The following is a 12,176-nucleotide window of genomic DNA, read 5'->3' as shown; positions in this document are numbered from 1 at the left end:
TAGCGAAGGCCGGCGCGGCTATGCTGCCGCCGGGTGGTCGGGGTCCACATGGCGCTTCCAGGTTAGGCTTCAGCAACCCACCTGGAATCATCGCCATCCCGGCCACTCAACCCCGCCTCGGATCATTATCGGACAGGCTCTCAGGGACTTAGGGCCGTTGCCGATTGCAACCCGATCGGGAACGGCTCTAAGGCCGCAGAGAGGCACGCGGAAGGGGTCGTGATGGCGAAAAGCACGGATCGCGGAGGTGGCTGGAGCCTCCAGGCGAGCGCCGTTCCGGACGGGGTGCGGCTGGAACTCGCCCTCGCCGACCTTGGCGGCAGCCCGGTTACGGCGGCGATCGTGCTGGACCGGTCGGAGGCCCGCGCCTTCGCCCGCGCCCTGCTGGCGGCGGCAGGCGACGCGGCCGAGCGCACGTTCCCGAAGCCCGGGACCTGACCGACCCTCGGGACAGCTTCCGTTCGTAAGAAAATTACTGCTGGTTCAGGCCCGGATGGCGGCCGGGCAGGCGCGGCACCACCGTGCCCCGCTTCTCGATCGGCCCGTCGCAGGCATAGGCGAATTCGCTCTTCAGCGGATCGAACACGGTCTCGCCGGTGATCCGGCAATCCTCCCGCACGGTCTCGTCGAGATAGGCACGGGCGGCGGTACGGAACCGCTTCACCCGGCTCGCCGCCGGATCGGGATCGATCCGCACCTCGTTGAGGTTGCAACCGGCATATTCGCGCAGGGCGTCGGAAACGATCAGCATCCGGCGCAGCTGCCGGTTGTCATAGACCTCGTAGGGCTCCTTGCAGCCGATGGTGACCACCTGCGGGGTCAGCGCGACGTAGTTCCGCGAGATGTACGAGAACCCCGTGGTGCAGCCGGCCAGGGCGAGCCCGACGGTCGCCAGGCCGATGGACCTCAAGCCGATGGGCAGCAGAGCCGCGCGCCGTCGCATCCTCGTCATCCCAAGCCCAATGCCAGCCCGGTCTCGAAACCGCCGGGACGCTCCCGCCGCCGCGCCGCTCGGCAGCAGCAGCATTGAAACGGCCGCGCTTGACCAGTCAATGCGTTTGTCGCCCCGAACGGCTTTCCGCACGCAGGCGGTGTGTGTCGGGCGGGGTGTGTCACTCCGGGTGTGTCAGGGCGAATTGGCGGTGGATGGTCGAGAAGACGGCGACCCATGGCGTGCCCTTCCGTCGCCCATGATCGTACGACGGCCGTCCGTGGGGACTCGCCGGCGGCGTCAGTCCCCGAACGCGTCCCCGACGAGCCGGTGCACGAACCGGAACGCCTCCGTGGCGCCGGCGGCGACGCGCCGCTCGCCGTCGCCCGTGAGCGCGACTTGGTCGAGGGCCGACGTGAATTGCCGCCAGTGCAGTCCACGTCCGTCCGGATGTCCGGCGAGGTGACGGGCGCCGTGGGCTTCCGACAGGCCGAGCTTCCGGGCTTCCTTGAGCAGGATCGCCGCACCGAGACTCGACCCCTCGGCGACGTAGAGCCAGCCGAGACCGCCGGTGGGATCGATCGTGCCCGGGTGCCCCTGCGGTGCATCGCCGGGGATGAGGCCGGCCACGTCGAGGAGGTCCTGCTTGATCAGGGCGAGCCGCCGCCTCCCGTCGAGATCGGGCAAGAGGTGCCCGAGTGCGCCATCGCGGTAGAGCGGATCCACGACCGCGTGGAACCGATACTGGACCTGGAGGAACAGCGCGTAGCGCTTAAAATCGGCGAAGGGCCGGCCGGCCATGACGCGCCGGTCGAGCTGATCGTGGGCCGCCGCGGTCGCCTGCCTGAGGCGCTTCACGCGGCTGCCCGGCTCGTCCGTGTCGGGGGATGAAACGTCCATGTGAGCCGCGCCTTGCCAACAGCAACCGATACCCGAGGAGGTCGAGGCGTTCGTCCTTGCGCGGATCGAACCGCGAACCCTATAGCGTCCGGACCTTCCGACGCGATTCAGGTCACCGTAAGGCTGATCGGCCGTCTCTGCCGAGACGGGACTGGCGGCACGGACTCGCTGCCGCTCGCATCCGCTGAAGTCGGCGCGGCCCGGGTCGACGCGGTATCGTGCAGCGATGCCGAGACCGTGCCGTTTCCACCGCTCCCGGCGATCAAGCTTGGCCGCATCGGACTTGCGGAACACTTGCGGAACGTTTAATGTGTTCGTGATTTGTTTCCGTGGCCGCGTCGATGCGGCCGACCAAGCCGCGAGTCCCCCGTCGATGCTCACGCGCAAGCAACTGGATCTCCTGCGTTTCATCCAGAGCCGCATGCAGGAATGCGGCGTCCCTCCGTCGTTCGACGAGATGAAGGACGCCCTCGATCTCAAGTCCAAGTCGGGCATCCATCGGCTGATCACGGCCCTGGAGGAGCGCGGCTTCCTGCGGCGTCTGCCGAACCGGGCGCGGGCCATCGAGGTGATCCGCATCCCCGAGAGCCTGTCCCAGCCGGCGGCTCCCGCTACGGAGCCGCGCCGCTTCACCCCGAGCGTGGTCGAGGGCGGAAAGTCCAGGCAGTCGGCCCAGCCGGCGAGCGCAGCCCAGTCCACGAACGCTTGGGCGAACGACGAAGGCGGCCGTGCCATCTCGATCCCGGTGATGGGCCGGATCGCGGCGGGTACGCCGGTCTCGGCGATCCAGAACCAGAGCCACGCCATCACCATGTCGCCGGATTTTTTGGCCGGTGGTGAGCATTATGCCCTCGAAGTACGCGGCGATTCGATGGTCGATGCCGGCATCCTCGACGGCGACCTGGTGGTGATCCGCAAGCAGGACACGGCCAATACCGGCGACATCATCGTGGCGCTGATCGATGACGAGGAGGCCACGCTGAAGCGCCTGCGCCGCCGCGGTTCCTCGATCGCCCTGGAGGCTGCGAACCCCGCCTACGAGACCCGTGTTCTCGGCCCCGACCGGGTTCAGATCCAGGGGCGTCTCGTCAGCCTCGTCCGCCGCTACTGAAGCGGTTCGGCCGGCGCGTCGCCGGGCCCGGCATCGGCGCCGGATGCCTCCGGTTCCGGTGGGATCGGTTCGACGATGAGGGTTCGTGCCTCGGGCCGTTGCGCCGCCAGTGCCATGGCTGCCGGTGACGGCCGCCATGGCACCGGGCGTCCGTCGCCTCTTGCGTAGCGGGCCGTAAACCCGTCGCGTTCGGCCCTGAGGGCCACGGCGCCGCGGGCGGCGAGGACGCGGCGGTCGATCACCAGCGGCCCGGTGCAGGTGGTCGGCGCGGCGAGCCGCGTGATCAGCACGGCTGCCCGGGCGCAATCCTCCGCGAAGGCGCGCCGATCCCGGACCAGGGCGACGGTGCGGCCGTCCGGCAGGCGCGCGGTACAGCCGAGGTGGTCGCAGCGTCCGCTCTTCGAGGCACCGCCGATCACCGCCTTGGCCGGCCTTCCGTCGCCATCGGCCTTCAGCCACTGCTCCAGTACGAAGGCCGAGGGGTTACCAAGAGCTGACAAAAGACCGTCCGTGCCGCGCACGGCCGCGCCGATGCCCTGCCGGTCGATGTAGAGGTCGAAGCGCTCCGGCAACGTGGCGAGGCCGAGCCCGAGCAGGGCCGGCGGCAGGGCGAGCCAGCGCAGCCGCGAGATCGGGAGCGTCGCCAGGAGCAGGCCGGCCGCCAGCAGCCCCAGCGCGCCGGTGCCGAAGGCCGGCAGCACCAGGGTGGCGCGATCGAAGCCGGCGATCCATTCGGAGATCGCCAGCATGCCGCCCACCGCCTGACCCATCAGCCACCAGACCGGCCGGTCGAGGGCGAAGGGATAGGCCAGGATCCCGATGACCGCCGCGGGCATCACCACCAGCGAGACGAGCGGCAGGGTCAGGGCGTTGCCGATCAGCCCGAACGGCTGGACCGTCTGGAAATGGTAGGTGGCGAACGGTGCGGTGGCGACCTGCGCCACCAGGGTCGTCGCCAGGGTGCCGATCACGGCCGAGAGGCCGGCTCCGATGAGCCGCTCGATCCGCCCTGCCCCCGGGCGGCGGAACAGGCGTCCGTCGATCAGCCGCGCGCAGGCGATTAGCCCGGCCACCGCCCCGAACGACATCTGGAAGCTCGGCCCGAGCAACCCCTCGGGCTCCCGCGCCAGGGCGATCAGGGCCGCGAGCGCGAGGTTGCGCATCGACAGGGCCGGCCGGTCGACCAGGATCGCGCCCAGCATGATCAGGGTCATGATCAGCGAGCGCTCGGCGGCGATGTCCCAGCCCGAGAAGGCGCAATAAGCTGTGACGCCCAGCATCGCGAACCCGGCTGCGATTTTTTTGATCGGCCAGACCAGGGCGCAGAACGGGATGAGAGCCAGGACCGCCCGCACCAGCCAAAAGACCACGCCGGCGGCCAGCACCATGTGGAGGCCGGAGATCGAGACCACGTGATAGATGCCCGCCGCCCGGAGCGCGTCGTTGGCGGCCGGGCCGATCAGCCCGCGCTTGCCCGTCACCAGCGCCGCCGCCACCGCCCCGGCCTGGCCGCCCTCGGCCCGGGCGATCCGGCGCGTCAGCGCGTTGCGGGCCTCGTCCAGCAGGGCGGCGAGCCGCAGGCGCAGGGGCGGCGGCGCCGGTGGCTCTCGCACCGTGATCGCACCGATCAGCGAGCCCACCGCACCGATGCCCTGGAAGTAGGCATCCCGCGCGAAGTCGTAGCCGCCGGGCCGCGCCGCCTCGGGGGGCGGCAGCAGCCGCGCCGTGGCCGCGACGAAATCCCCGGGCCGCAGGGGTGGCGCCTTGCGGAACGAGACCCGGACCCGGAGCGGCCTCGTCTCGGATGAAAGCCCGGCGAAGTTCTCCACCCGGATCACCAGGCGGGCACCGACCTCGCGCTCGTCCAGGGCCTCGATCATCCCGGTGAGCGGCCCGATGGTGGTGCGGGCCAGGATCGGGGCGGCCACCTGAGTCACCCGCCAGGTCGCCGCCGCGAAGCCCAGGAACCCGGCCGCCAGCGCCAGGGCTAGGGCCAGAGCCGCCGGCCGCGCGCCCAGGAACGGCACCGGCGCGAGCGCCAAAGCCGCCCCGGCGAGCGGCGCGGCGAGCCACGGCGTCCCGTCGGCGCCCACGAAGAACACCAGGATGCCGGCGCCGAACGCCACCGCCAGCCAGGGAAACAGGCGGCGCTGCTCCACCTCCCGGGCGAGGCCGTCAGCGAGCCAGGTGCCCAGCGCCGGCACTATCACGGCGCGTGGGCCGGCCAGCGCCACAGCGCCGTCCGCCAGCCTCGCGCCGATCCGCCGCATCCGCCCCGCCCTGAACCGGACGACTCAGCTCCGGCGGGGGATTCTTAACGCACCGGTCGGCCCGTGCTACAGCGAGCGCTTCGTGCTACGGGCGCTGTCCGCGAGCCTTACGCCGCTCCGCCGCCCTCCGCCCCCGAACATATCGGCCCGATGTCCTCAGCCGTCGTCACGCGCTTCGCCCCCTCGCCCACCGGCTACCTCCATATCGGCGGGGCCCGCACGGCGTTGTTCAACTGGCTCTACGCCCGCCACACCGGCGGCAAGATGCTGCTGCGCATCGAGGATACCGACCGGGAACGCTCGACCAAGGGCGCGATCGACGCGATCCTCGACGGCCTGTCCTGGCTCGGCCTCGACTGGGACGGCGACGTGGTCTTCCAGTTCGCCCGGGCCGACCGCCACCGCGCCGTCGCCGAGGAGCTGCTGGCCGCCGGCCGCGCGTATTACTGCTACGCCTCCGCCGAGGAGCTCACGCAGATGCGCGAGACCGCCCGGGCCGAGGGCCGCGCGCCCCGCTACGACGGGCGCTGGCGCGACCGCGACCCGTCCGAGGCGCCCGCCGGGGCCAAGCCGGTGATCCGCCTGCGCGCGCCCACCGAGGGCGAGACCGTGGTCGAGGACGCGGTGCAGGGCCGGGTGACCTGGGCCAACCGCGATCTCGACGACCTCGTGCTGCTCCGCTCGGACGGCACGCCGACCTACATGCTGGCCGTCGTGGTCGACGACCACGACATGGGCGTCACCCAGATCATCCGGGGCGACGACCACCTGACCAACGCCGCCCGCCAGAGCCAGATTTTTTCCGCGCTCGGCTGGGACATCCCCAGGATGGCCCATATCCCGCTGATCCACGGCGCCGACGGGGCGAAGCTGTCGAAGCGCCACGGGGCGCTCGGCGTCGAGGCCTATCGCGATCTCGGCTATCTGCCGGAGGCCCTGCGCAACTACCTGGTGCGGCTGGGCTGGAGCCACGGCGACCAGGAGGTGTTCTCCACCGACGAGATGGTCGCGGCCTTCGATCTGGGCTCGGTGGGGCGCTCGGCGGCACGATTCGACTTCGCCAAGCTCGCCAACCTCAACGGCCTCTACATCCGCGGCAGCGCCGATGCCGATCTCGTCGCGGCGATCGAGACGATCCTGCCCAATGTCGGCCCCGAGCGCGGCCTCGCGGCGCCGCTCCGGCCCGACCTGAAGGACAAGCTGACCCAGGCGATGCCAGGCCTGAAGGAGCGGGCCAAGACGCTGATCGAGCTCCTCGACAGCGCCTACTACCTCACCGCCCAGCGCCCCCTTGCGCTCGACGACAAGGCCCGGGCGCTCCTGTCCGACGAGGGCCGGGCGCGGCTCGCCGGCGTGCTGCCGGCGCTCGAAGCCCTGCCCGACTGGAGCGCGGCGGCGACCGAGGGTGCGGTGCGCCAGTATGCCGAGACCGCAGGCTGCAAGCTCGGGCAGGTGGCACAACCCTTACGGGCCGCGCTCACCGGACGGACCACCTCCCCGCCCCTGTTCGACGTGATGGCGGTTCTCGGCCGGGACGAGACGCTGGCGCGCCTGGGCGATCAGGTGTCGCAGGGCTGACCGGGCGGCCGGGAACTGCCGGCCTCGGCCCGGATTTCGCTTGGTACCGGATTTCGCTTGGCGATGGCGGCCGGTTGTCACCGACCCCGTTGCTGCTGCACTGCCGTTTGGGTAACCCAGGATCTGTGAGCACCCGCAACATAACGCGGCGTGCTCCGGCCCCGGGGTCGCCTCGGGCAGCCCGAGGCCGGCATCCGCCACGTCGCCAGAGAAGGGTCCACGTTCCATGAGCGCATCCAGCACCATCACCGTGGACGGCAAGGAGATCGAACTGCCGGTCAAATCCGGCACGATCGGCCCGGACGTCATCGATATCGGCAAGCTCTACGCCAAGACCGGCGCCTTCACCTTCGACCCGGGCTTCACCTCGACCGCGAGTTGCGAATCGAAGATCACCTACATCGACGGCGACGAGGGCGTGCTGCTCTATCGCGGCTACCCGATCGAGCAGCTCGCCGAGGAGGGCGACTTCCTCGAGACCTGCTACCTGATGCTGTTCGGCGCCCTGCCGACCGAGGCCCAGAAGGCCGATTTCGATTACCGGGTCACGCGCCACACCATGGTGCACGATCAGATGAACCGGTTCTTCACCGGCTTCCGCCGCGACGCCCACCCGATGGCCGTGATGGTCGCCTCGGTCGGCGCGCTCTCGGCCTTCTACCACGACTCGACCGACATCACGGACGAGAGCCAGCGGATGATCGCGTCGATCCGCATGATCGCCAAGATGCCGACGCTGGCCGCGATGGCCTACAAGTACTCGATCGGCCAGCCGTTCGTGTATCCGAAGAACGACCTCGACTACACCTCGAACTTCCTGCGGATGTGTTACGCGGTCCCGTGCGAGGAATACGAGGTCAACCCGGTCTTCGCCAAGGCGCTCGACAAGATCTTCATCCTGCACGCCGACCACGAGCAGAACGCCTCGACCTCGACCGTCCGGCTCGCCGGCTCGTCCGGCGCCAACCCGTTCGCCTGCATCGCGGCCGGCATCGCCTGCCTGTGGGGCCCGGCCCATGGCGGCGCCAACGAGGCGGCGCTGAAGATGCTGATGGAGATCGGCACCCCCGAGAACGTCGGCAAGTACGTCGCCAAGGCCAAGGACAAGAACGACCCGTTCCGCCTGATGGGCTTCGGCCACCGGGTCTACAAGAACTACGACCCGCGTGCGCGGATCATGCAGAGCACCACCCACCAGGTGCTCAAGGAACTCGGCAAGACCGAGGATCCGCTGCTCCACGTCGCCATGGAGCTCGAGCAGATCGCCCTCAAGGACGAATACTTCATCGAGAAGAAGCTCTACCCGAACATCGATTTCTACTCGGGCATCACCCTCAAGGCGATGGGCTTCCCGACCGACATGTTCACCGTGCTGTTCGCGGTGGCGCGCACGGTCGGCTGGATCGCGCAATGGGCCGAGATGATCGAGGACCCGATGCAGAAGATCGGCCGTCCGCGCCAGCTCTATGTCGGGCCGGCCCAGCGCGACTACGTGCCGGTGGATCAGCGCGGCTGAGCCGGGCCATCGAACCCGACGCGACACCGGGGGCGGCCGCAGGGCCGCCCCTCTCGTTTGCGCGGGAGCCGCCCATTGGATCGGTGGTCACGCTCCGCCTCCCCTGCCCTCCGCCCTACGACTGGGCGTCGCTGCGCGCTTTCCTGGCGAAGCGGGCGATTTTTGGGGTCGAATCGGCCGAGTCCGGCGACCGGACTTATGCGCGCACGGTCTGCATCGGCGGCCGGCCCGGCATTGTCGCGGTCGCGTTCGCCGACGACGCGCTGCATGCCACGCTCCACGGCCTCGATTCGAGCGCCGGGCCTGAAATCGCCGCGCGCCTGCGCCGCCTGTTCGATTGCGACGCCAACCCGGCGGCGATCGCGGCCTGCCTGTCCCGGGACCCTGCCCTGGCCGGGCTGGTGGCGGCCCGGCCCGGATTGCGCCTGCCGGGCGCCTGGGATCCGTTCGAGACCGGCTGCCGGGCGATTTTGGGCCAGCAGATCTCGGTCTCGGCAGCGATCCAGCTCGCCGCAAAACTGGTCGCGGCGTTCGGGATACCGCTGGCCGAGCCTGCCGGCACCCTGACCCACGTCTTCCCGACGCCGACGCAGCTGGTCGAGGCCGACGTGGCGCTCGCGCTGAACATGCCCCGCGCCCGCGGCGCGGCGATCCGGGCTCTGGCGGCGGCGGCGCTGGCCGACCCGGACCTGTTCGCCCCGGCCGGGACCCTGGAGGACGCGGTGCTGCGCTTCACGGCGATCCGCGGGATCGGGCCCTGGACCGCGCAATACATTGCCATGCGGGCGCTCAAGCTGCCGGACGCCCTGCCGGTGGGCGATGTCGGCCTGCTGCGGGCCCTCGAGACCGGCACCGGCCGCCCGAGCCCGGCCGCGCTGCTGGCCCGGGCCGAGGCCTGGCGTCCGTTCCGGGCCTACGCCGCCCAGCATCTCTGGGCCGCGGACGAAGCGGCCGTGAAGGGGCGCTGAGGCGAGCGGCGGGCTTCCTTTTCCCCATGGTCAGGCCGGGTTAACGTCAGGGCCGGCCGGGGGGCTTGGTTGATGTCGGAACTGGACGAGGAAGCGCGACAAGCTTGTCGCGAACGAGCGCATCAAGTTCACAGGTACCTACGCCAATGGTCTCGCCGTCGCGATCTTCGCTGTGGGTGGTTTCGCGCCGTTCATATCGACAGCCCTGTCGGATCGCCCGCATTTCGCGCCCGTGCGCATCGCGATGGCGGTTTGCTGGACCATGAGTGGCGCCATATATTGGGGTGTGCGGCACGTGCTTCGGGATCTTCGCCCATGACGACAGCCCAGTTCCTTCTCCTGCTCGCGGTGCCATTTGGTGGCGGCGTGCTGGCCTTCGGCGCGCTCTGGCTCGGCCAGCGTTCGCACTGAGACAGGGTCTGTCCCACCCGCGCCCTCATCCTGAGGTGCCCGAGCGTAGCGGAGGCCTCGAAGGAGGCCTTCAGCTGGCCTTGCGATCCCTGAAGTCCTCCTTCGAGGCTGCTGCGCAGCACCTCAGCGATGAGGGGCGGTTTGGAAGCCCGTCACAATCTCGCTTCGCTCAGCGCCCGAACCGCTCGAACTTCGGGAAGCTGCGCGCCATCATCAGGCCGACCTCGCCGCGGTGGCCCAGCCACTTCTCCAGCACCGACGCGTTGGCGAGCCGGCCCTCGGGTGAGCCGTCCTGCCAGGGCAGGCCGTCGGCCAGGCGGAAGACATGCGCGTCGGTGAGGCCGCCGCTGCGGCAGCGCTGGAGCCGGACGCCCTTGCCGCGGGCGAGTTCGGCCACCTCCGAAATCGGGAAGATCAGCAGCAGTTTTTCCGTGTTCACCACCGCCACGTGGTCGCCCTCGGCCGGGACCAGCACGACGGCGGTCGCGTCGCCATCCAAGCCCAGGATGCCCTTGCCCTTGCGGGTGTTGGCCACCAGCGCGTCGGAGGGTGCCACGAAGCCGCGCCCGTCCGAGCCGGCGATGAGCAGCTTGGTCTCGGGTCTGTACGGCAGCGCCGCGACCACTTCGGTGCCGTCGTCGAGATCGACCATCAGGCGCACCGGATCGCCGAAGCCGCGTCCGCCCGGCAGCTTCGAGGCCTCGATGGTGAACACCTTGCCGTTCGAGGCGAGCAGCAGGATCTTCTGGGTGGTCTCGCTCGGGAAGGCGATCTTCAGCCCGTCATCGCCCTTGAACGCCACGCCCGAGAGGTCGGCGACGTGGCCCTTGAGCGCCCGGATCCAGCCCTTGGTCGAGACGATCACGGTGATCGGCTCGCGCTCGACCAGGGCCGCGGTGAAGTCGATGCCGCCGACATCCGGCGGGCTCGCGAGCGTCGTCCGGCGCTTGCCGAGCTTGGTCTCCGGCCCGAACGTCTTCTTCACCGCGCGGATCTGCGCCTGGATCGCCTTCCACTGCGCCGGCTCGGAGGCCAAGAGCGCGTCGATCTCGGTCTTCTCGGCGGTGAGCGCGTCCAGCTCGCGCTTCAGCTCCATCTCCTCGAGCTTGCGCAAGGAGCGCAGGCGCGTGTCGAGGATCGCGTTGGCCTGCACCTCGGTGAGCTCGAACCGGGCCATCAGGGCCGGCTTCGGCTCGTCCTCCTCGCGGATGATGCGGATCACCTCGTCGAGGTCGAGATAGACGATCAGCAGGCCGCCCAAGATTTCCAGGCGGCGGTCGATCTGCCCGAGGCGGTAGCGCGAGCGGCGCTGCAGCACCACCCGGCGATGGTCGACCCACTCCCGCAGGCACTCGGTGAGCCCGATCACCTTCGGCACGAGGCCGCCGACCAGAACGTTGAGGTTGAGCGGGATGCGGGCTTCGAGTTCCGTGAGCCGGAACAGCGATTCCATCAGGATCACGGGATCGACCGTGCGCGCGCGCGGCTCCAGCACCACGCGCACGTCCTCGGCCGATTCGTCGCGCACATCGGCGAGCAGCGGCAGCTTCTTTTCCTGGAGAAGCTCGGCCATCTTCTCGATCAGCCGGCCCTTCGGGATGCCGTAGGGAATCTCGGTGACGATGATGTTCCAGGTGCCGCGGCCGAGATCCTCCTTGTGCCAGCGGGCCCGGACCCGGAAGGCGCCGCGGCCGGTCCGGTAGGCCTCGGTGATCGACTCGGCCGAATCGACCAGGATGCCGCCGGTCGGGAAATCCGGCCCCTGGACGAAGCTGTTGAGCTGGGCCGAGGTCGCCCCCGGGTGGTTGATCAGGTAGAGCGCGGCGTCGCACAGCTCGGCCGCGTTGTGCGGCGGGATCGAGGTCGCCATGCCGACCGCGATGCCCTGGCTGCCGTTGGCGAGCAGGTTCGGGAAGGCGGCCGGCAGCACCACCGGCTCCTCCTTCTCGCCGTTGTAGGACGGGCGGAAATCGACCGTGTCCTCGTCGATCCCGTCGAGCAGCAGCCGGGCGACCTCGGTGAGGCGGGCCTCGGTGTAGCGGTAGGCAGCCGGGCCGTCGCCGTCGATGTTGCCGAAATTGCCCTGCCCGTCGACCAGCGGATAGCGCTGCGCGAAATCCTGGGAGAGTCGCACCAGCGCGTCGTAGATCGCCTGATCGCCGTGCGGGTGGAAATCGCCCATCACGTCGCCGACGATCTTGGCGCATTTCTTGTGCGCGGTGTTCGGGTCGAGGCGCAGCAGCCGCATCCCGTACAGGATGCGCCGGTGCACCGGCTTCAGCCCGTCGCGGGCATCCGGCAGCGCCCGGTGCATGATCGTGGACAGCGCATAGGCGAGGTAGCGCTCCTCCAGCGCGGATTTCAGCTCGACGCTCTCGATCCCGTCGCCGGACGGCGGCTCAAAGGGCTGGCCCATGACGGCTCCTTAACGTTTCGACTTCGGTGCCGAATCACGACCCGTCAGTCCGGGGCCGCGAAGCGGAGCCCGGAA

Annotated in this window: 9 protein-coding genes; 5 read left to right on the top strand and 4 right to left on the bottom strand. The window is 70.0% G+C overall.

From position 1 onward, the window contains the following. Positions 1–222 precede the first annotated feature (222 nt). Entirely contained in the window at positions 223–438 is a 216-nt protein-coding gene (locus tag MKL09_RS00240; RefSeq protein ID WP_092038462.1) for a hypothetical protein, read from the top strand. A 34-nt stretch (positions 439–472) separates the two neighbouring features. On the opposite strand, the gene MKL09_RS00235 is transcribed toward MKL09_RS00240, so the two are convergent. Both MKL09_RS00235 and MKL09_RS00230 read right to left on the bottom strand, forming a co-directional pair. Continuing rightward, positions 473–943, bottom strand: coding sequence for a hypothetical protein (locus tag MKL09_RS00235; protein WP_244016879.1), 471 nt, complete (start codon positions 941–943; stop codon positions 473–475). 288 nt (positions 944–1,231) lie between these two features. Beyond that, complete coding sequence (locus tag MKL09_RS00230) at positions 1,232–1,831, bottom strand: biliverdin-producing heme oxygenase (protein ID WP_244016877.1); 600 nt, start codon at positions 1,829–1,831, stop codon at positions 1,232–1,234. A 373-nt stretch (positions 1,832–2,204) separates the two neighbouring features. Between MKL09_RS00230 and lexA the strand changes: the two genes are divergently transcribed. After that, the gene (lexA, locus tag MKL09_RS00225) at positions 2,205–2,942 is read left to right on the top strand and encodes a transcriptional repressor LexA (protein ID WP_244016875.1); all 738 of its coding nucleotides are present in this window, start codon (positions 2,205–2,207) and stop codon (positions 2,940–2,942) included. On the opposite strand, the gene MKL09_RS00220 is transcribed toward lexA, so the two are convergent. Beyond that, complete coding sequence (locus MKL09_RS00220; protein WP_244016874.1) at positions 2,936–5,212, bottom strand: ComEC/Rec2 family competence protein; 2,277 nt, start codon at positions 5,210–5,212, stop codon at positions 2,936–2,938. The genes lexA and MKL09_RS00220 overlap by 7 nt on opposite strands. Positions 5,213–5,362: 150 nt before the next feature. Here MKL09_RS00220 and gltX point away from each other — a divergent pair, with 150 nt between their 5' ends. From gltX to MKL09_RS00205, 3 genes are all read left to right on the top strand, one after another. After that, positions 5,363–6,790, top strand: a complete 1,428-nt coding sequence (gene gltX, locus MKL09_RS00215; protein WP_244016872.1) for a glutamate--tRNA ligase — start codon at positions 5,363–5,365, stop codon at positions 6,788–6,790. 226 nt (positions 6,791–7,016) lie between these two features. Next, a complete protein-coding gene (gltA, locus tag MKL09_RS00210) occupies positions 7,017–8,306 on the top strand; it encodes a citrate synthase (RefSeq protein ID WP_244016870.1) in 1,290 nt (429 codons plus the stop codon). A gap of 83 nt (positions 8,307–8,389) precedes the next feature. Then, entirely contained in the window at positions 8,390–9,274 is an 885-nt protein-coding gene (locus tag MKL09_RS00205) for a DNA-3-methyladenine glycosylase family protein (protein ID WP_244016868.1), read from the top strand. A gap of 580 nt (positions 9,275–9,854) precedes the next feature. On the opposite strand, the gene parC is transcribed toward MKL09_RS00205, so the two are convergent. Further along, positions 9,855–12,101, bottom strand: coding sequence for a DNA topoisomerase IV subunit A (parC, locus tag MKL09_RS00200; RefSeq protein ID WP_244016866.1), 2,247 nt, complete (start codon positions 12,099–12,101; stop codon positions 9,855–9,857). Between the last annotated feature and the right edge of the window lie 75 nt (positions 12,102–12,176).

This window comes from Methylobacterium sp. J-048 (assembly GCF_022829515.1).
Taxonomy (GTDB): domain Bacteria; phylum Pseudomonadota; class Alphaproteobacteria; order Rhizobiales; family Beijerinckiaceae; genus Methylobacterium.
Note: the sequence above shows the minus strand (reverse complement) of the source record. Positions and strands in the feature narration are given on the sequence as shown.

Bases quoted from the DNA above. Each gene is read 5' to 3' on its own strand.
- MKL09_RS00240 (WP_092038462.1), top strand. From the start codon at position 223: ATGGCGAAAAGCACGGATCGCGGAGGTGGCTGGAGCCTCCAGGCGAGC.
- MKL09_RS00235 (WP_244016879.1), bottom strand. From the start codon at position 943: ATGCGACGGCGCGCGGCTCTGCTGCCCATCGGCTTGAGGTCCATCGGC.
- MKL09_RS00230 (WP_244016877.1), bottom strand. From the start codon at position 1,831: ATGGACGTTTCATCCCCCGACACGGACGAGCCGGGCAGCCGCGTGAAG.
- lexA (WP_244016875.1), top strand. From the start codon at position 2,205: ATGCTCACGCGCAAGCAACTGGATCTCCTGCGTTTCATCCAGAGCCGC.
- MKL09_RS00220 (WP_244016874.1), bottom strand. From the start codon at position 5,212: ATGCGGCGGATCGGCGCGAGGCTGGCGGACGGCGCTGTGGCGCTGGCC.
- gltX (WP_244016872.1), top strand. From the start codon at position 5,363: ATGTCCTCAGCCGTCGTCACGCGCTTCGCCCCCTCGCCCACCGGCTAC.
- gltA (WP_244016870.1), top strand. From the start codon at position 7,017: ATGAGCGCATCCAGCACCATCACCGTGGACGGCAAGGAGATCGAACTG.
- parC (WP_244016866.1), bottom strand. From the start codon at position 12,101: ATGGGCCAGCCCTTTGAGCCGCCGTCCGGCGACGGGATCGAGAGCGTC.